General features: G+C 53.7%; 6 protein-coding genes. 2 read left to right on the forward strand and 4 right to left on the reverse strand.

All coding sequences use genetic code 11. From position 1 onward, the window contains the following. Window positions 1–39: 39 nt before the first annotated feature. Both DU481_RS04755 and DU481_RS04760 read right to left on the reverse strand, forming a co-directional pair. Window positions 40–1341: a lysine N(6)-hydroxylase/L-ornithine N(5)-oxygenase family protein gene (locus DU481_RS04755; protein WP_350133040.1), complete on the reverse strand. Its 1302-nt coding sequence runs from the start codon at window positions 1339–1341 to the stop codon at window positions 40–42. A 10-nt stretch (window positions 1342–1351) separates the two neighbouring features. After that, the gene (locus DU481_RS04760) at window positions 1352–2455 is read right to left on the reverse strand and encodes a GNAT family N-acetyltransferase (RefSeq protein WP_350133042.1); all 1104 of its coding nucleotides are present in this window, start codon (window positions 2453–2455) and stop codon (window positions 1352–1354) included. A 272-nt stretch (window positions 2456–2727) separates the two neighbouring features. On the opposite strand from DU481_RS04760, the gene DU481_RS04765 reads away from it, so the two are divergent. Both DU481_RS04765 and DU481_RS04770 read left to right on the forward strand, forming a co-directional pair. Beyond that, window positions 2728–4398 (forward strand): cyclic peptide export ABC transporter, encoded by a 1671-nt coding sequence (locus DU481_RS04765; RefSeq protein WP_350133044.1) that lies wholly within the window; start codon window positions 2728–2730, stop codon window positions 4396–4398. A gap of 4 nt (window positions 4399–4402) precedes the next feature. Beyond that, complete coding sequence (locus tag DU481_RS04770) at window positions 4403–5671, forward strand: PepSY-associated TM helix domain-containing protein (RefSeq protein ID WP_350133046.1); 1269 nt, start codon at window positions 4403–4405, stop codon at window positions 5669–5671. A gap of 357 nt (window positions 5672–6028) precedes the next feature. Here the strand turns inward: DU481_RS04770 and DU481_RS04775 are convergent, their stop codons facing one another. After that, window positions 6029–17908, reverse strand: coding sequence for a non-ribosomal peptide synthetase (locus tag DU481_RS04775; RefSeq protein WP_350133048.1), 11880 nt, complete (start codon window positions 17906–17908; stop codon window positions 6029–6031). Then, window positions 17909–20533, reverse strand: a 2625-nt coding sequence (locus tag DU481_RS04780) for a non-ribosomal peptide synthetase (protein WP_350133050.1), incomplete at its 5' end; no start/stop codon positions are given.

The raw sequence follows: 20533 nt of genomic DNA on the forward strand, positions 1-20533 counted from the left end.
AAAAAGCTATGAAAAAAGTAATTGATTAATACACACTGCTCAGGCAGTTAATGATGAAACGGCTCGTGCTGTTATCGGAGGTCTAATTTGATCCAGAGAATCCATCAGGGCTTGAGTAATTTCACTGGCTCGAATTGCAGTAACCGATAGCAAGGTGTCGCTCAATCCATGACTGGATTCGCAGGCTCCTTGTAAAAAAATGGCCGGTTTGAATTGCGGAGCAGCACTCAACCGGTAACTGCGATCTACCGACAAGGTTTTGAAGAAGGGCATTAGCGGTGAGAACAGTGTTTGAAAATGGTCACGGTGATATCCGGTCGCAAGTACGATGGCATCATAGGTTTCAGAGAAATCGCAATTAGCATTCAAGTCGCGAAGTGTGAACTGAATTCCCTGCGATAACGAGTCGGCTCGCCGCACTTCGTGTCTGCGTAAAAACCGATGTCGTTTCGCACCCGCCACCTTCTGTTGGTAGAGCACATTGAATATCTGCTCGATCAGCACCAGATCCGGTGCGGCATAATTGGTATGCCAGAATTCTCCAAGCAGGCTACTGCGCTCCTGTTCTGTGCTATTGAAAACAAAATCGGTGAAATCGGCATTAAAAATTTCATTGACAAAAGGGCTATCATCGGAAGGCCTGATCGAGCGGGCACGCATGATCAAATCGACTTTTGCGTGATCAAAACGGCCGTGTAAATCCATGAAGATCTCCGCAGCACTCTGTCCGCCTCCCACGACAGCAATTTTCTCGACATTTGGGAATTCCCTAATTCTTCTCAAATAATCATTGGAATGGAAAATACGGTTGTCGTCCTTCAATGCCAAGAAACAGCCCGGAATTCTCGGTTTTCCACCGATACCCACCGCCAAGCTGCGTGTCAATCGTTCATGTACGTTGTGATTCCGGTCGCAGGACCTGACGCGCAAATACATTACTTCATTGCCGCTTTTTTCCGGCAAGACCTCGATCACCTCTTCTCCGTATGCGCAACTGTCATCGAAATGCGAGGCAGCCCATGCCAAATAATCGTTAAACTCGTGTCTGCTAGGGAAAAAGGTCTTCAAATTGATGAAATCCTGCAACCGGTTTTTCTGATGCAGATAATTGACAAATGTGAAGTAGCTGGCAGGATTACGCAGCGTGGCCAGATCTTTGAGAAATGAAACTTGCATGTGGGCGTTATCCAACATCATATTGGCATGCCACGCAAATTCTGGTTGTTTCTCGATAAAAAAAGCGTTGATGTGATAGCCGGCTTGCTTTTTTTCTTCCATTGTTATGGCCAGGGCGATATTCGATGGACCAAAACCAATACCAATCAAATCATAAATTTGCATAACGTAACCCTCAAGATAGCGATAAGGAATGTGCGGTGACGGCACTGCGCGGCACCCACTGTTGTTCGGAAAAAAAACGCTCGCGCAGCAGCATGTGCAGTGCGGCACGTTTATGCAGAAAGTCGAATTCCTTGAGACTGGCGTAGCCGCCATATGCGAGATTACGCATCATCTTGAGATTATCGATGCGAGGCTCGATGACAATGCGCTGCGTCCGGCAATCATCCAGGAACAAGAAATGCGAAATCGACGGCAACCAAGCTGTCACGAAAGGTTTGCCGCGCATTTGCGGCTCGCCGATCAGCACATGCCAGCCGCGATCAAAGTCATGCGCGTCGTAAAATGGTGCGATGCGATCTTCTTTTGCCCAATAAACCTCGAAGTAGCCGAATGGCTCATCGTTCAAACACGCAATGAGATTCAGCATGTGAGGATCCGCATCGATCATTTCGAGATAAGCCCGATGTTTTTGCATGTCTCCGGTTTCCTGCCAGAACGCAGCAACAACAGGATCATTCATCCAGCGATTGAAACGCTGTAGATCTTTATCGATGACCACCCGGCGAAAATTCAATGTGGATCCAAGCCAAGGAATATAGCGCCGGTAAACCAGACCGGAAGGTTTGGGCGGGCGCAATGGATGGCGCTGTCCTTGACTGAATTCATAGCGGATGGGATATGGTGCGTCACTGCCGCGTTGATGCCATAGTCTGGGCAGTTGCCAGAATGCTTCGGCATAAACGATCACCCGGCTGCCATCGGCAGTCAGAACTCCTGCCGCAAACAACTCGGGAAATCGCGATTGCGCAACAGTCAGTGTCACTTCCTTCTGTGCCGGGTAGCAAAGCAGAGCTGCTTCGATAACCGCCAACAGTTCCGTTGCAGACGGTTGTTGACTGATAGCACCGATTGGTTCCAAAGTCAGTTGCCCATCGGTATTTTGCAATGACCAAACCGATGGTTGTTCATTGTCTCGACACCGAACGTGTAGCTTTTGATCATCATGGCAGATGGTGCAGCAAACCTGATCGGGATACGACAGTAGGTTCACTTGTGCAACCATGCTTTCGTCGATCAGAGTCATAGATGAATCACTGAGCAGATTCGATTTCATTTATCTCCAACGCAATTTTATTTTTACAATATACTTTCTAAACACTGAAGACGAATGAGAATTATTTTTATTTATAAATAATCATTATTTCCGATAATGTGTGATTCAATTAATTAAGACCAAGCGAATGATTATTAATGTTTTTATTTTACAGATATCGATTAAAACAACTTCTTCAGTCGATATTGCCGCGACACGATTCAGCGATAACTCTGTAAATAATTCTTATTGCCATTCGTCTCAAAGTTGTATCGAAATGAAACAGGTGGAGCATGCTGAAATTTCTCGTTAAACAATCAAAATCCTTATTGCTTGGCGCATCGCTTGCAAGCGTCCTGCATGGCATCGGCAGTGTAATGTTATTGGCGCAGATCAATTCCGCGTTGACCTCGGAAAATACGGAGCGTGAGCAGATGGCATGGTTATTTGCCGTTACCGCACTCGGTGTGATGTTCACTTACGTCATCGCAGCCATTCTTTTCGAACGGCTCGGTCAACAGGCGCATGCCGATTTACGCAGCTTTATAGCAAAACGCGTCATAAGCGCGGACTACCGGCAACTGGAAGTTCTGGGTGCAGCCCGGGTGCAATCCGCCTTATCCGACCACTGTAGCCGGGTTGCCGAATTTTTCGTCAGCTTTCCGGTCATTCTGACCAATGCCGTGGTCGTAATCGGTTGTCTGGCTTATATGGCTTTCCTATCCTGGCAAGTGTTTTTGCTGGCGGTTCTCATTATCGGCTTGGGTTGCATCGGCTATCATCTTGCTCATTTACGCGCAATCCGGCATCTCGATGCAGCCGCCCAGGAACAAGACCAATTATTCGGGCACTTCCGTTCCTTGACGGATGGCGCCAAAGAATTGCGTCTTAATCATGACAAACGGATTATTTTTTTTGACGATGTATTGCGGCGCTCCATTGAGAAAGTACGCAAGGAGCGCACTTTCGGCATGTCGGTCTTTGTCGCATCTGCAGGATGGGGAAACTTTCTGATTTATGCCTTCATCGGTCTGGTGTTGTTCGTTCTGGTAGGTAATGTGCCTGACCGCACCTTGATCATGACCGGTTACGCGCTGATTTTCGTTTACATGGTGGGACCGCTGGAAGCATTACTTCTGAATATTCCTCGCGCCAATTTAGCGCAAGTTTCCGCGGACAGGATCGAGGAAATAACGCAAGCCATGGCTTCCACGGAACAACCGGTCACCGACACAGCGATACCGCCGTTACAGTCGATCGTGCTTAAAGATGTGCTTCATCGCTACTATCATGAGCAAAAAGATGAAATGTTCACACTCGGTCCGGTCGATTTATCGTTCCGTCCCGGTGAAATTACTTTTCTGGTAGGCGGCAACGGCAGTGGCAAAACCACGCTAGCAAAGCTGCTCGTCGGCTTGTACCCGCCGGAAGCCGGTACCATCACGCTGAATCAGATTCCGGTCACCGACATCAATCGCGATTATTACCGTCAATTCTTTACGACCGTCTTCTCTGATTTTCATCTCTTCGATCGGATTTTGGAAACCGGTCACAACACCGATTTGGATCAAAAGGGAAATCAGCTGCTGGCGAAACTGCATTTGCAGCACAAGGTGAAGGTACGCAATGGCTCCTTCACTACCTTATCGCTATCGCAAGGACAACGCAAACGGCTTGCACTGGTGGTGGCTTATCTCGAGAGCCGTCCGTTTCTGGTGTTTGACGAATGGGCCGCCGATCAGGATCCGTTATTCAAGGATATTTTTTACCATGAATTGCTGCCGGAATTGCGCGCGATGGGCAAAACCATGCTGGTGATTTCGCACGATGATCGTTACTTTCATTTGGCCGATCGCTTGCTGCGCATGGAAAATGGCTGCTTGACAGTCGACCAAAATCACGACCGTTCCGATCAATCCAAGCCGGCTTCAACCCCGTTGTTTGCTCTCAATAGCATCACCTGACATCATGAAAAAGCCTCTCGTCACAGAATTGCCTGATCAACCTCAGCAATCCGGAAAAAGCATTACAAAAATACGAGCAACACGTCACATCCTGACCTTACTCCATCGCTGGGCAGGTCTCTCGCTGGCAGTTTTTCTGTTTATTGCCGGATTTACCGGCGCCATCATTTCATGGGATCACGAGCTAGATGAATGGCTGAATCCACAACTATTTGAAAGGCATAGCCAAGGAGAAACATTGCCTCCGCTCATGCTCGCCGATCATCTGGAAAAAACCGATCCTCGCATCCTGATCACCTGGCTGCCGCTTTCCATCGAACCCGATCAGAACCTCGGATTGGCGGTCATTGGCCGGCCGGATCCGCAAACTGGAAAAGCGATCGAAATCGGGATAAATCAAATCGCGCTTGATCCGATCACTGCAGAAATCCGGGGATCGCGCATGTGGGGAGAGATTGCGCTGACACGGGAAAATTTCGTGCCGTTTCTGTATAAGCTGCATTACAGCATGCACCTGCCGGATTTTTTCGATATCGAATTTGGCATTCTGTTCATGGGCATACTAGCGATTGTTTGGGTCATCGATTGTTTCGTCGCCTTGCTATTGTCTTTTCCCAATTGGCAAACCTGGCGCAAATCGTTTACTTTCCGCTGGCATCAGGGCGGATACAAACTGAATTTCGACTTACACCGCTCCGGTGGCGTCTGGTTATGGGGTTTGTTGTTGATTCTATCTGTAACGGCTGTATCGATGAATCTGAATCAGGAAGTAATGCGTCCTATTGTTTCGGTATTTTCCACGCTAAATCCCGATCCTTTTTCCGTGCGATCCCCCAATGCGCATGACGAACCGATCGAGCCCGGTATCAACCGGCATGAAATCGTTAGGCTGGCACAAGCTGAGGCGCATCGGCTAGGTTGGAAAATCCCGCTGGGCGGAATGTTTTACGACCCGGAATATAGTATTTACGGTGTGACGTTTCACGAGCCCGGCAAAGACCATGCGGACCGCGGACTCGGCAATCCTTGGCTGTACTTCGATGGCCAGGATGGCCGCTTTCTGGGCGATAAGATTCCCGGCAGCGGCAGTGCCGGGGATATTTTTCTGGATGCGCAATTTCCCTTACATTCCGGCAGAATCCTAGGATTACCGGGGCGCATCATGGTCTCAATGCTGGGTTTATTGGTTGCAATCCTGTCGATTACCGGCGTGATCATCTGGTACCGCAAACGCAATGCTCGGGCGTTAGTCAATTATCTTGATCGAGGCTAAGGAAGCGCTCATTAATTGACTGCACGAGCGAGTTGCTTCGTTGCGCGGCACTCACTCCATCACCTATCAGATTGATATATCGCGATTTTTGCGTTCCGTGCGCTTCGGCCCTTCATCACACTCGTCGAATTAATCAGCACTTCCCCAATACACTAACCGATTAACTTCAAAATCTGCTGAAACGTAAAGATTTGTAAAAAAACTGATTCCTTCACTACTCACGATACAAATCGTAGTTTAATTCTCTCCTAATCTGTATCACAATCATAACTGCCGGATACTGAAATCGTTCTCTATCATCCCATTGGCATCGACCAAATTCATAGTGCAAAAGTAGTTAGGCCGGAGTCATTTGGATTATGAGTTAAATTGAATCAATCCCGCAGATATGCTCTGAAGCAAGGCTTCGGCGCGAATGATCCCGAAATGATCAGTATCAATTTCAATCGAATGAATCTCAGCGGGAGCAATCTGCTGTTCGAGGGCCTCTCGATGGTCTGGTTCGCGATCCGACGCCCACCAGCATACGGGATTTACGCGCAGCGCTCTCAATTTCGTTGTCTGTATCGACAGCATTTTCAAGCGCCGTGCCACTAAAAAGACTTGCGTCAATTCATCTGTTCCCATCGCGGCGTAGCCGGAGGCCTTACAAACACCCGCCGCGCTCTCAAAAAGAGACATGAGAACCATGGCTACCGTTTGCACGATTTCATGTTCTTCCGCTAACGGGGACGGCACGACCGGTAATACAGTATCAGAAACTGCACCAAGAGCGACAACGGTTACAAAATCCGCCAAATCCTGCCGCCAGTCATCCGCTTGCGGCGATTCCACACCGGGTATATAAGGATCGATCAACCCCAGGAAAGCCACGGATCGCCTATCGGCTTCGAATATTTCCGCCATCAGCGCCGCCAGAGTTCCTCCCAGCGACCAACCGGCAAGATGCACCGGTCCTTCTGGCTGAATCGCGCGAATCATGGCGCAATAGTCTTGTGCCATTTGACGCAACGATGTATCCCGATGCGCCGGATCGGCCAGCATGCGGCAAGGCAGACCATACACTGTGCGTATCCCTTGCAACTGCCTCGCCAGCGGCTGGTAGTCGAACACCGTACCCAACCCGGCATGGATACAAAACAAGGGCAGTTTACTGGGATCGTCAATCGCTTGATTCAGCAACAGCAAACCACTTGCAACCGGGCTATCCAATCCCAGCAGACTGGCAATGGTAGGTTTCTGCATTAAATCCCGCAGTTTGAAATTCAGATTCAGTTGTTTCTGATTGCGGATACGGGCGATGACTTTAAGACTGGACAACGAATCACCTCCCAACGCGAAAAAGTTATCCGTTTCACCGATCCGCTCCACACCCAGCACTTCCTGCCAAATTTCCGCCAGCGCCCGTGCTTGCTGGGTCGATGGCGCGCGATAGTTGTCACCGGCTGCTTGCGGCTCGGGCAAGCGTTTGCGATCCAGTTTGCCGCTCAGCATCCGGGGCAATTCGTCGACTGCAATCCAGTATGACGGCACCATGTATTCCGGTAGCTGTTGGGTCAATGATTGTTTCAACCGGGTCAGTAAAGATTGCTTCACGGCCCGGTTTTCCGGCAGGATATAAGCCGCCAGTTGCGCACCGCTCGTCCCCGCATGCACGACCACAGCCACATCGGCCACGCCATCCACGGCACGAATACGCGCCTCGATTTCACCCAGTTCGATACGAAATCCGCGTATCTTCACCTGATCATCGGCACGTCCGACGTACTCGATGTTGCCGTCGTCCAGCCAGCGCACCAGATCACCGGTACGGTACAAACGTCCTCCCGCAGGGTCGAACGGATCGGCCACAAAACGCTCCGCAGTCAAGCCCGCCCGCCCCAGATAACCTCTGGCCAATCCGTATCCACCAATATACAACTCGCCGACAATACCAAACGGCACCGGTTGCATATCGGTATCCAGAACATAGACCGTGCGCTCCCCAACCGGACGGCCAATAGGCGCATACGCGCAATCAAAACTATCAGTGGCACCGGTTTTCCATATCAGCGGCGTCACCACGGTCTCGGTCGGCCCATAGCCATTAATCAGTCTGTCCGGTCGTAATATCTGACGGATCAAATCATACGAAGCTTTCGGCATTGCTTCGCCGCCAAAAACATACAACTCCACCGGCGGCGGGTCGGTACGGGACGACGCCCATTCGGCAATCTGGCCCAGGTACGCAGGCGGAAAAGCGGCATTGGTAATCCGGTAGTGCCGCAAGGCGTCGTAAGTTTTTTCCGCCGTCCATAATTCTTGATCGCGCACCGCCAGTCCGGCGCCGACCGTCAACGCAGTCAACCAGCGCTCGTGCGCGCCGTCGAAAGAAAACGACATGAACAACAACTCGCAAGAACCGGGATGCATCTCGTATATTCGCGCGGTCGCCTGACAATGCATCGATAACGGGCCGTGAGTAACGCCAACCCCTTTAGGAAGACCGGTCGATCCGGACGTGTAGATGACGTATGCCAATTGCTGTTGATGAACTGCGACTGCCGGATTCGCCGTGTGTTCAAAATTCCATTCGATGCCGTCCAGCACAAGTTGCGGTACGCCACTGTCAAAAGCATACCGGGCCAGTACCGCCTGTTGCGTAATCAACAGCGACAATCCGCTGTCCTTGATCATGAACTGCAAGCGCTCGATCGGATAATCGATATCCAGCGGCACATAGGCTGCACCCGTTTTCAGAATCGCCAGGAAGGTCACGATGACATCGAGCGACCGTTCCAGGGCAACACCGATGCGGATTTCAGGCGCAGCGCCCAACTGCATCAGTTTATGCGCCAAACCATTGGCTTGCGCATTCAGTTGCGCGTACGACATTTCCTGCTCACCCATCAGCAAGGCAATCGCATCAGGCTGCACTCGTGCATTACGCTCGATCAGGCAATGCACCGGTTGGTAAGATTCTGTTTCCGTTGAAGTCGCGCTGGTACCACGCAGCGACAGTAACCTGGCTCTCTCCGGCTGACTGATCCAGGATAATTCACCGACGGGGCGAAGCGCATCGGCCATCATTTCACGCATCAATGACTCCATGTGCAAACGCAAGTTTTCCACAAAAGTTTCGCTGAAATCATTGCAACTGTAGGCATATTCGATTTCCAGCGTCTCTCCGGCGACAACCTGTAAATCCATGGCATAGCCGGTCATACCCTTGCTATGCAGGGTGCCGAATTGCAATCCGCCGCTTTCCGATTCGCGCAATGCGGCATCGACCGGATAATTTTCAAAAACGACAATGCTATCGAACAGTGGTTGCCCGGAATAACCAGCCCAACGCTGAATGTTCGCCAGAGCGGTATGCTCGAAATCGCGCAAGCGCACATTCGTTTCTTGCAGTCCTCGCAGATATTCCGCAACGGTCCAATCGTTGCGGCGCTGCACCGGTACTGGAATGGTATTGATGAACAGACCGACCATCTCGTCCGAACGCGTGAGACCCAACGGCCGCCCCGCCACCGTGGCACCGAATACGATGGATTCCTTGCCGCAGTAGCGTTGCAACAGCAACGCCCAGGAAGCCTGAACGAAGGTGTTCAGTGTAATATGCTGACGTTGCGCAAAATCCTGCAAACGGCCGGTTTCCTCCGCATCCCAGCGCGTATACAGCAGCGCAAAATCTGCTGATCCATCCCGGGGCACCGCCCGCCTGGCGGCTTGTGCCAGTAGTGTCGGCCCCTCCAACCGGGCCAGCTCGGTTTGCCAGAATTGCTGTGCTTCCTGGCTCGGCTGTGCTTCCTGGCTCGGCTGTTTTTCCAGCCAGCGCACATAAACCCCATAATCCGGGCCAGTTTGGCGTAACGATTTGCCGCAATAATCATCCAGCCAGTCCCGGATCAGCAGGGTATGACTCCAGCCGTCGAACAGAATATGATGATGCGTCCAGATCAATTGGTGGCGATGTTCCCCGGTTCGAATTAAACACAACCGCGCCAACGGCGGACGAAGGAAATCAAACTCCTGCTTCAATTCAGCTTCGGCATACGCTGCAATCCGCTGCTGCAAATCGGGCTTGTCCTGCCAATCCAATTGCACCACCTCGGCAATAGCACTCCTGAATACCATTTGCAGCGGCCGTGCAAGCCCCGAACGCCATAAAAACCCGGTGCGCAACACCGCATGCCGGTCTATCATGCGCTGCCAGGCCTGCACCATGCGATCGGCATCGAGTCCGTCGACCGTCACGCTGATCTGATTGACATACAACCCCGTGCCCGGTGCTTCCAGCGTATGAAACAACATGCCTTCCTGGGTCGGTGACAGAACATACACATCGTCGATCCGGTCATTTCCGATTCCCAGGGAAGCGATCGTCGCCGCATCGAGATAATCGTCCAGCCGGGCGCGCTCCACTGCCACTTCGGCAATGCCGGTTGCTGCGACAGTCTCCACCATCAGCGCCAACGCCGCCACGGTCTGCTGTTCGAATAACTGCCGCGGTGTAATTTTCCAGCCGACCTGCTGCGCTTTCGAGACAATCTGCAGACTCAGAATCGAATCCCCACCCAGCTCGAAGAAGTTATCGTGCCGGCCTACAGTTGCGACGCCCAGCACCTCCTGCCAGATTCCGGCCAGCATGACCTCGATCTCACCCTGCGCCGCCTCGTATCCATCGGTACCGGCAAACTCCGCTTTCGGCAACCGGTTACGATCCAGCTTACCATTGGCATCTAGCGGTAACTGACCCAGCATGACAAATGCCGCCGGTATCATATAGTCGGGCAGCGCAGCCGCCAGGGCTGCGCGGATTTCAGCAGAGGTCGCTGTTTCTCCCGGATGCAACGCCACATACGCCGCCAGCCGTGTACCGCTGGCCGCAGTTTGCGCCAGCACGACTGCCTGGCAAATTTGCGGCAGCGATAACAAGTGTGTTTCAATCTCGCCCAATTCGACCCGGTAGCCGCGGATTTTGACTTGATGATCTCGTCGCCCCAGGTACTCGATTTGCCCATCCTCGCGCCAGCGCGCCAAATCACCGGTACGATAGAGCCTGCACCCGTTGCCGTCAAATGGGTCGGCGACAAAGCGCGTTGCGGTTAAACCCGCTTGCTCCAGATAACCGCGCGCCAGCAAGTCTCCACCGATACACAACTCTCCGGCTTGGCCGCGACCGGCTGGGAGCAGATCGTCATCCAGCAAGTAAATCCGCCGTGCAGGCAGCGGTTTTCCAATGGCGACCGGTTGCCACTGCTGCCGGCCGTCATGCCGGTAGCGGCTGCAATCGAACGCGGTTGCGGTGACCACCGCTTCGGTAGGCCCATATACATTGAGCAACCGGATGTGATCCAAACCGGCGGTATGCCATTTTTCCAGCGATTCCGGCGGCATGCTTTCGCCGCCGACATTGATATGACGCAGCGCGGAATAACGGCCGTGCCGGAGCTGCTCGCACTGATTGAGCAGAACAGACCAGTAAGCCGTAGTCAGATCGGCAACGGTGATGCGCTTGTCGTGTAATTCACGATAGAAAGTTGCCACATCCCACAGTTGCGAATCGCGCAACACAACTGCGGCTCCGCTACATAATGCCGGAAAGAGTTGATCGATAAACGCATCAAAATTGATGGTGGAAAATTGCAGTATGCGGTCGTCGCGCTTCAAGCCATAACTGAATGCCGCAACTTGCGCATGTTCGGCAAGTGCATGATGCGCCACGCCGATGCCTTTCGGCTTTCCGGTTGAACCGGAGGTATAAATGATATACGCCAAATGCTCCGGGTGTAACATCACATCCGGATCATGTGCCAGCAAGGTACGCAAATCCAGCGCATCCAGTTCCACTGCCGGACAAGTTACCGCCTGTGCGATTTTTGCGCGTACCCCACTGCGCGTCAGCAACAGGGCGATAGCGCTATCTTGGGCGATGTGCGTCAGGCGTTCGCGTGGATAATCCGGATCCAGGGGCACATAAGCTGCACCGGCTTTCAACGTGGCCAACAGCGCGATAATCATTTCGAACGAACGATCCAGTGCGATACCAACCCGTTGTTCGGGTCTGATCCCAAGCGCAATCAGATGATGCGCCAAGCGATTTGCCGCCGCATTCAGTTCCCGATAGCTGAGTTCCCGAGCGCCCAGAACCAACGCCGTCGCATCCGGATGCAGTGCAACCTGCCGTTCGATCAGCCGATGCACCGGTTGCGTCGCATCGTGGCGTTGTGCATTGACACCCCAGTCGCGCAGTTGTTGCCATTCCGCATCGCTTAACAGCGTCAATTCGCTTAGACGCGAGTTTGCATCCGTAATCAACTTGCCCAGCAATTGTTCAATCTTTGCAGCGATACCGGTTACGGTCCGGAGTTTGAATTCCGAGCGTGCATAGCTGAAATGCAGAACTAATCCATCGTTTTCCAGCACCGACACCGTCAGCGGATAATGAGTCGTTTCATGAACCTTGACAGCAGAGAAAGTCAGTCCTCCCGGCGCATATTGTTGCAATGTTGCATCAACCGGATAATTCTCAAAAACCAGAATGCTGTCGAACAAGCCTGCACGTTGATAACCAGCCCAGCGTTGAATCTCGTACAGCGCAGCATGTTCGTGCTCGCGCGAAGCCAGGTTTTGCAGTTGCAAATCGTGCAACCACTCTCCGATAGTCCATTCGGACCTAAAAGCGGCCACGACCGGCAGCGTGTTGATAAACAAGCCGAGAATCTGGTCGGCGCCGGGTAATTCCGCCGGTCTGCCCGCTACCGTGACGCCGAAAGTTACCCGCTCTTGCCCGCTACGCTGTTTCAACACCAGCGCCCAGGCAGCCTGCATGAGCGTATTCAGGGTGATGCGCTGCCGCATCGCAAATTGCGACGCTGCCGAGACCAGTCCGGGATCGAGCACAAGGGTGTATTCATCAAAACCGGAATCAGCGTGCAACTTGTTGTTGGATGAAGCCAGCCGTGTAGGCTCGGTAACCGGTTGCAGCAGTGTTTTCCAGTAGCGCTCCGCCGCGACTGCATCCCGGCCGGCAAGCCAGGCAATGAAATCGCGATAATGGCTAACCGGAATCGATGGTTTCTCCCCGCCATAAATCCGCAGGACTTCGCCGAGCAGTTGCGAAGTGCTCCAGCCGTCCAGCAATAGATGATGAAGCGTCAGCATCATGTGCGATTGCTGTGCGGAACAATGCACTAGAACGATTTTAATCAGCGGTGGCTGATCCAGATGGAATCCCGCCATCAATTCAGATTGCGCCAGCGCATCCAGTGCTTGTTCCATGCCATGCTGCGATGCAAAGACCCGGCGACACCAGTCGTACTCCGCAAACGGCAAAGTCGCGGTTTTTGCCACCCACTGCAACGGCACCCGCCCTTCCGGCAGAAAGCCGGTGCGCAAAATCGAATGCCGCTCCACCACGGTTTGCCAGGCTACCCTGAATCGTGCAACCGAGAGCTGCGCGATATCCACACGCAGCTGATTCACATAGGCATGGCTATCGGTTTGAAAAACGCTGTGAAATAAAATGCCGGTTTGTAACGGTGACAGCGGATACAAATCCTCAATCCGTCCGGCGGCAACCGGTAAGCTATTCAGTTCGTCCTGGGAGATGCGCACCAGCGGAAAATCCGCAGGTGTGACGGCACTGACGCCGCTGGTGCAATGCGCAATGATCGCGCCGAGTTCCGTTAGCAAACGCTGTCCGAATGCCACCATCGTGGCATGCGTATAGCGCGCCGAACTGAAGTTGATATTGATGCACAGCTCGCCCCGGGAGACATGGCTGTTGATGGCCAATTCATGGGTCTGCGGCATGCCCGGATCGATCAGATCGCCGACCGGTTCATCGGCGAGTTGCCACAGCGAATCTGCCGTGAAACTGGCATCCAACTGTCCGAGGTAATTGAATACCACCTGCGCTTGCGGCATCGCGGCAATGATCTGCCGTTGCTGCGCTGAGCCGTGATATTTGAACAAACCGTATCCTATTCCCTTGTCCGGTATTTGCCGCAGCTGTTCTTTGGTTTGCCTGATACGCTGAGGTAAATCGCCGCCGGCATCCAGCATCACCGGAAATACCGTCGTATGCCAGCCGACCGAACGCGACAAATCGATATCCGGAAAAAGATCTTCGCGTCCGTGCCCCTCGAGATCGATAACGATGCCCTGCTGTCCGCACTCATGACATAACGCCCCAGCCAATGCGGTCAGCAGCAAATCGTTGACTTGAGTACGGTAAGCGGACGGCGCATCCTTCAGTAATGCACGGGTTTGCTGCTGATCCAGCGTTATCGTAATGCTGATGCGATTCGCCGCATCGTTTGCGCCGTGCGGAAAATCACACGGTAATGCAGCCGGTATGCCTTTCAAGCTTTGCCAATAGTCAAATTCGCTTGCATGTTGCAGCGGATACTGTATCAAGCGACGGGACCACACGGCATAATCGGCGGTCACCGCGGGCAGATCGATGTCTTGCTGCCGTGCAGCCTGACGGTAAGCGGTTTCGAGATCTTCCACCACAATGCGCCAGGACACCCCGTCGATCACGGTATGGTGAATCACCAGTAACAAACGCTGAGTACCGTCGGCCCAATCGATCAACACCACACGCAGCAGCAAGCCTTGTTGCAAATTCAGACTGCGTTGCGCGGCGCTGCAGATGGCCAAGAATTGTTCCTGATCGGCAGCTTGCCGGATCCACAAATAATCGTGTTCAGATCCGCTATCGGCTGTTTGCTGCCACTCGCCCTTGGCATCCTCGTGAAAACGGAAGCGCAACGCGCGATGCTGTTGTAGCACTGCGATTAATGCTTCCTGCAAGTAACTGGCCTGTAATTTTTCGCGGCAGTTCAACAGTACCGCTTGATTCCAGTGCGACCGGACAGGGATGGATTGCGCAAAGAAATCCTGTTGGATAGGCAACAATGGAATCACTGCCGCATTCTCCGCGCTACCGGAAAGTGCTGTACTGGCCGGTACTATTTCTTCCAGCGGCAGGGCGGCTGGTGCCAACGCCGCAACGGTTTGCCGTTCGAACAATTGCCGTGGTGTGATTTTCCATCCGGCACGGCGGGCTTTGGTGACAATTTGCAAACTCAGAATCGAATCGCCGCCTATTTCAAAAAAATTGTCATGACGGCCGACACGGGGAAGACCCAGCACTTGTGCCCAGATGTCAGCCAAAGTTGTTTCGACCCCGGCTTGCGGCGCATCATATTCCTTGTCGTGTGCAAATTCCGCTTGTGGCAAGCGATCGCGATCAACCTTGCCGTTGGCGTTCAGCGGCAAGCTTTCCAAGGTTATGATCGCGGACGGCAGCATATAATCCGGCAATACTCGGGCCAATGATTCGCGCAATGTGCTTCCATCTTCTGTTCGATCGTCTTGCAGCACAACATAGGCTATCAACCTAGCACCCTGCGGACCTTCCTTGATCGCGGCAACAGCTTCCCTCACCACCGCTAACCGCAACAATTGTGCTTCAATTTCGCCGAGTTCGATGCGATAACCGCGAATCTTGATTTGATGATCCAGCCGCCCGAGGTATTCGACTTGTCCGTCGCGCCGCCAGCACGCCAAGTCGCCGGTGCGGTACAACCGCTCACCCTGTTGACCAAACGGATCGGCGACAAAACGCTCGGCCGTCAAACCGGGACGATTCAGGTAGCCGCGCGCCAATCCGGTTCCCCCCAGATACAATTCCCCCGGCACACCGACCGGAAGCGGATTCATGTCGGCATCGACAATATAGGCGGTACGGTCGCCCACCGGCGAACCGATCGGCAAGTAACTCGAATCGAACCAGGTATCCGGCCAGGCTTTAAAAATGAGTGGCGTGATGACAGTTTCGGTCGGACCGTAACCGTTGATGATGCGCGGCGGCTGCAGGGTTTGCTGCACATATTCAAAAGCGCTGCGGCTCATGGCCTCACCGCCCGCGGTATACGAGCGGATCGGCAGGTTGCGCCCGGCGCTGCCGGTAAATTCGGCCAGCTGTTGCAAATAACCCGGGGTAAAACAAGCAATGGTGATGCGGTGCCTGATGATTTCATTGACAGTCCGGTCGGCGGCCCACAATTCGTTGTCTCGTGGCATCAGCGCCGCGCCAAAAGCCAACGGCACCAGCCAGCGTTCGTGCGCACCATCAAAATTGATCGATGCAAACTGCAATTCCCGGTCTGTCGGCATCATACCGTACGACTCGCCGATTGATTGCACATGCATTGCCAGTGGCCCGTGCGCCACCGCCACACCCTTGGGTTTACCGGTGGAACCGGAAGTGTAGATGATATAGGCCAGATGCTCGGGATGCAGTGTCACGTCCGGGTTATCGTCTGGATAATCCGTGACGGTCAGTGTATCCAGTTCCAGCACCGGGCAATGTTCCGCGTAGGGTATTTTTGCCCTGACATGACTTTGCGTCAGCAACAGTTCAATACCGCTGTCGGCGATCATGTGCTGCAGCCTTTCCGCAGGATAATCCGGATCGAGCGGCACATACGCGCCGCCCGCCTTCAATACCGCCAGCAGCGCTATGATCATTTCGATCGAGCGTTCTGCTGCAATGCCGACCCGGCTTTCCGGCTTAACGCCCAGTGCGATTAACCAGTGCGCCAATTGATTGGCGCGCTGATTCAGTTGTGTATAACTCAGTTCAGTGTCTTGAAAGATGAGTGCCACCGCGTCTGGCTGTTCCATTACGCGCCGCTCAATCAAACGGTGCACTGGTTCGACATCGGCATAACGCCGTGCGTTGACTCCCCAGTTTGCCAGTTGTTTCCATTCCGCCGCACTCAACATATTCACATCGCCCAGGCATTGCTGCGCATTGCCCGTCAAGTGCCGCAGCAGACATAGATAGTGTTCGCTCAAACGCTGTATCGTGTCCGCCTCGAACAGTTCCGCCGCGTACGTGAACCGCGCGTCGATTTGGCCGTCCGGTTTCTCCACCGTATCCAGCACCAGTTCGAACTGCGCGTTGCGTTCACCCGGTTCAAATTCGCTCACCGTCAGTCCGGGCAGTCGATACAGCGCTCGGTAGTCTTCGCGCAGGTGGTTGAACATCACCTGGAACAGCGGGTTCTGGTGCAGGCTGCGTTCCGGTTGCAGTGCTTCGACCAGGTGCTCGAACGGCAGATCCTGGTAAGTTTGCGCGCCCAATGCGGCGTCGCGGGTTTGATCGAGGATCGCCGCCAACGTCATGCGGCTATCGATACGATTACACAATACTTGCGTATTGACGAACAGACCGACGATGCGTTCGGCTTCCGCGCGCTGCCGGTTGGCAACCGGCACACCAACGCGAATGTCGTTTTGTCCGCTGTAGCGGTACAGCAGCATTTGAAAGCCGCATAGCAATGCCATGAACAGCGTGACGCCGCGTTCCTGCGCAAAGCGCCGCAGCCCAGCCGCCAGCGGCGCGGGCAGTTGAAAGTTGTACTGCGCGGCGCGATAGTTGTTGACCGGTAAACGCGCGTGATCCACCGGTAACTGTAAAATCTTGTGCGTATCACCCAGTTGCGTACGCCAATACGCTAATTGCCGTTCTTTTTCTCCGGCTTCGAGACAGTTGCGCTGCCAGACCGCATAATCGGCATACTGCACCGGCAGTTCCGGCAATTGCGGCAATTCTCCCACCAGACATGCCTGGTAACACGCCGCCAGTTCATCAATGACGATACGGTTGGACCAGGCGTCGGAAATGATGTGATGCATCGCTACGATCAAATGGTGTTCCTGCGCGTCCAAGCGGATCACCGCCACACGCAGCAGCGGCCCCTGCGTCAGATCGAATGGAGTAGTGATGATTTGCTTGGCTTCCTGCGTCGCGCGTTGCTGTCGCGAGTCGAGCGGCAAATCGCTCAGATCAATCGTTTGCAGCGCAAAATCCCCCGCCGCTTCGATCACCTGCTGCGCTTGTCCGTGTACATTGGCACGGCACACCGTGCGCAGCGATTCGTGCCGCTGCACCAATATCCGGAAGCTTGTCTGCAACGCCACAACGTCCAGTTCACCGCTCAAACGTAACGCCGCACTCAAGTGATACGCCGTGCTCTGCGGTTCCAGTTGCCATAAAAACCAGTGACGCTGTTGCGCATAGGATAATGGAACCGAATCCGTGTCCGGTCGGCGGATGATCGGCAACTGGGTAAAATCGATACCGCGTTCGTTCAGCGCATTGAGAAATATTTTTTGCTTATCGGTGGCGAGCGCTGCAAACCGTTCGGCGATCGCGTATTTATCCAGCTCCAATCAATTCTCCAACGTATTCAATAATTCCGTCATTTGACTCAATACTCCCGGTTCACCGGTGTTTTTACTCAGTTGAGTGTGGACTGCCAAGGCGATGTCTTTCAGCACCGGGGACTCGAAAAAAAGCCGCAGGGGAAGCGAAACCGGATGTTTGGATTTCAATCGTTGCTGCACCTGCAAAATCATCAACGAGTGCCCACCCAGCCTGAAAAAATGATCATTCCTGCCGACCCGGCCGATGCCCAGCACTTCCTGCCAGATTCCGGCCAGCAATTGCTCGGTTTCATCTTGTGGCGGCTCATAGTCATCAACATTGACAAATTCCGGCTTCGTCAAATGGTTGCGGTCGATTTTGCCGTTGGCGTTCAGCGGCAAGCGATCCAGAATCACGACTGCCGATGGCAGCATATAATCCGGTAGAGTCTTACACAGCGCTTCGTTTAGCAGCACAACATCCACCGTTTTGCCCGCGTGCAGTGAAATATAAGCCACCAGCCTGGCATCTTGACCGGTTGCATACATACTCACCACCGCTTCACGGATTTCCGGTTGTTGCAGTAACCGTGCTTCGATTTCACCAAGCTCGACACGAAAACCGCGAATCTTGACCTGATGATCCAGCCGCCCGAGGTATTCGATTTGTCCGTCACGCCGCCAGCGCACCAGATCACCGGTACGATACAACCGCTCACCCTGATGGCCGAATGGAGCGGCGACGAAGCACTCGGCCGTCAAACCGGGGCGGCTCAGGTAGCCTCGCGCTAATCCGGCACCGCCCAGATACAATTCTCCGGCGACACTCAATGGCACCGGGTTGAGATCGCTGTCCAGTATGTAGGTTTGCGTGGCGCTGATCGGCCGGCCGATTGGAATATTGCTCGACGATTCAGGGCGGCAAGCCCAGTGCATCACGTCGATCGCCGCTTCGGTCGGGCCGTAGAGATTGTGCAGCTTGACCGTCGGCAACCGGTCGAACACCGCTTGCTGCATCTCCGATTGCAGTGCTTCACCGCTGCAAATGATGTATTTAAGATTGGTACAAGTTGCGGCTTGGGCATCGGCCATGAAGGCGCGCAACATCGATGGCACGAAGTGTAGCAGTGTCACATGGTGCTGCCGGATCAGTTCGATCAATCGTCCGGCATCCCGATGATCGCCGGGATTGGAAATCACCAGGCGCGCGCCGTACATCAACGGCCAGAAAAACTCCCATACCGACACATCGAAACTAAACGGTGTCTTTTGTAAAACTGTATCGCTAGCACCAATCGGAAAGGCTTCCTGCATCCACACCAGGCGATTATGCAGTGCACCATGACGATTCATCGCGCCCTTGGGTTTACCGGTGGAACCGGAGGTGTAGATGATATAAGCCAGGTGCTCGGGATGCAGCGTCACGTCCGGGTTATCGTTTGGATAATCCGCGACGTTCAACGCATCCAGCTCCAGCACCGGGCAATGTTCCGCGCAGGGTATTTTTTCCCTGACATGGCTTTGCGTCAGCAACAGTTCAATACCGCTGTCGGCGATCATGTGTTGCAGCCGCTCTGCAGGGTAATCCGGATCCAACGGCACGTACGCGCCACCCGCCTTCAATACCGCCAACAGCGCCACCACCATGTCGATCGAGCGTTCTGCTGCAATGCCGACCCGGCTTTCCGGCTTAACGCCCAGTGCGATTAACCGGTGCGTCAATTGATTGGCGCGCTGATTCAGTTGTGTATAACTCAGTTCAGTGTCTTGAAAGATGAGTGCCACTGCATCCGGCTGTTCCAATACGCGCCGCTCAATCAAACGGTGCACTGGTTCGACATCGGCATAACGCCGTGTGTTGACTCCCCAATCGTTGAGCTGCGCCCATTCCATTTCGCTCAGTACATTCACATCACCCAGGCATTGCAGCGGATTGTCCGCCAGTTGCCGCAGCAGATATAGATAGTGTTCGCTCAAACGCTGTATCGTGTCCGCCTCGAACAGTTCCACCGCGTACGTGAACCGCGCGTCGATTTGGCCGTCCGGTTTCTCCACCGTATCCAGCACCAGTTCGAACTGCGCGTTGCGTTCACCCAGTTCGAATTCGCTCACCGTCAGTCCGGGCAGCTGATACAGCGCACGGTAGTCTTCGCGCAGGTGGTTGAACATCACTTGGAATAGCGGGTTCTGGTGCAGGCTGCGTTCCGGTTGCAGTGCTTCGACCAGGTGCTCGAACGGCAGATCCTGGTAAGTTTGCGCGCCCAATGCGGCGTCGCGGGTTTGATCGAGGATCGCTGCCAGCGTCATGCGGCTATCGATGCGGTTACACAATACTTGGGTATTGACGAACAGACCGACGATGCGTTCGGCTTCCGCGCGCTGCCGGTTAGCAACCGGCACACCAACTCGAATGTCGTTTTGTCCGCTGTAGCGGTACAGCAGCATTTGAAAGCCGCATAGCAATGCCATGAACAACGTGACGCCGCGTTCCTGCACAAAGCGCCGCAGCCCGACCGCCAGCGGCGCGGGCAATTGAAAGTTGTACTGCGCGGCGCGATAGTTGTTGACCGGTAAACGCGCGTGATCCACCGGTAACTGTAAAATCTTGTGCGTATCACCCAGTTGCGTACGCCAATACGCTAATTGCCGTTC

The organism is Nitrosomonas sp. (assembly GCF_040240425.1).
Classification (GTDB): domain Bacteria; phylum Pseudomonadota; class Gammaproteobacteria; order Burkholderiales; family Nitrosomonadaceae; genus Nitrosomonas.

Excerpts from the sequence above, each read along its gene's own strand:
- DU481_RS04755 (WP_350133040.1), bottom strand. The coding sequence starts at position 1,341 with ATGCAAATTTATGATTTGATTGGTATTGGTTTTGGTCCATCGAATATC.
- DU481_RS04760 (WP_350133042.1), bottom strand. The coding sequence starts at position 2,455 with ATGAAATCGAATCTGCTCAGTGATTCATCTATGACTCTGATCGACGAA.
- DU481_RS04765 (WP_350133044.1), top strand. The coding sequence starts at position 2,728 with ATGCTGAAATTTCTCGTTAAACAATCAAAATCCTTATTGCTTGGCGCA.
- DU481_RS04770 (WP_350133046.1), top strand. The coding sequence starts at position 4,403 with ATGAAAAAGCCTCTCGTCACAGAATTGCCTGATCAACCTCAGCAATCC.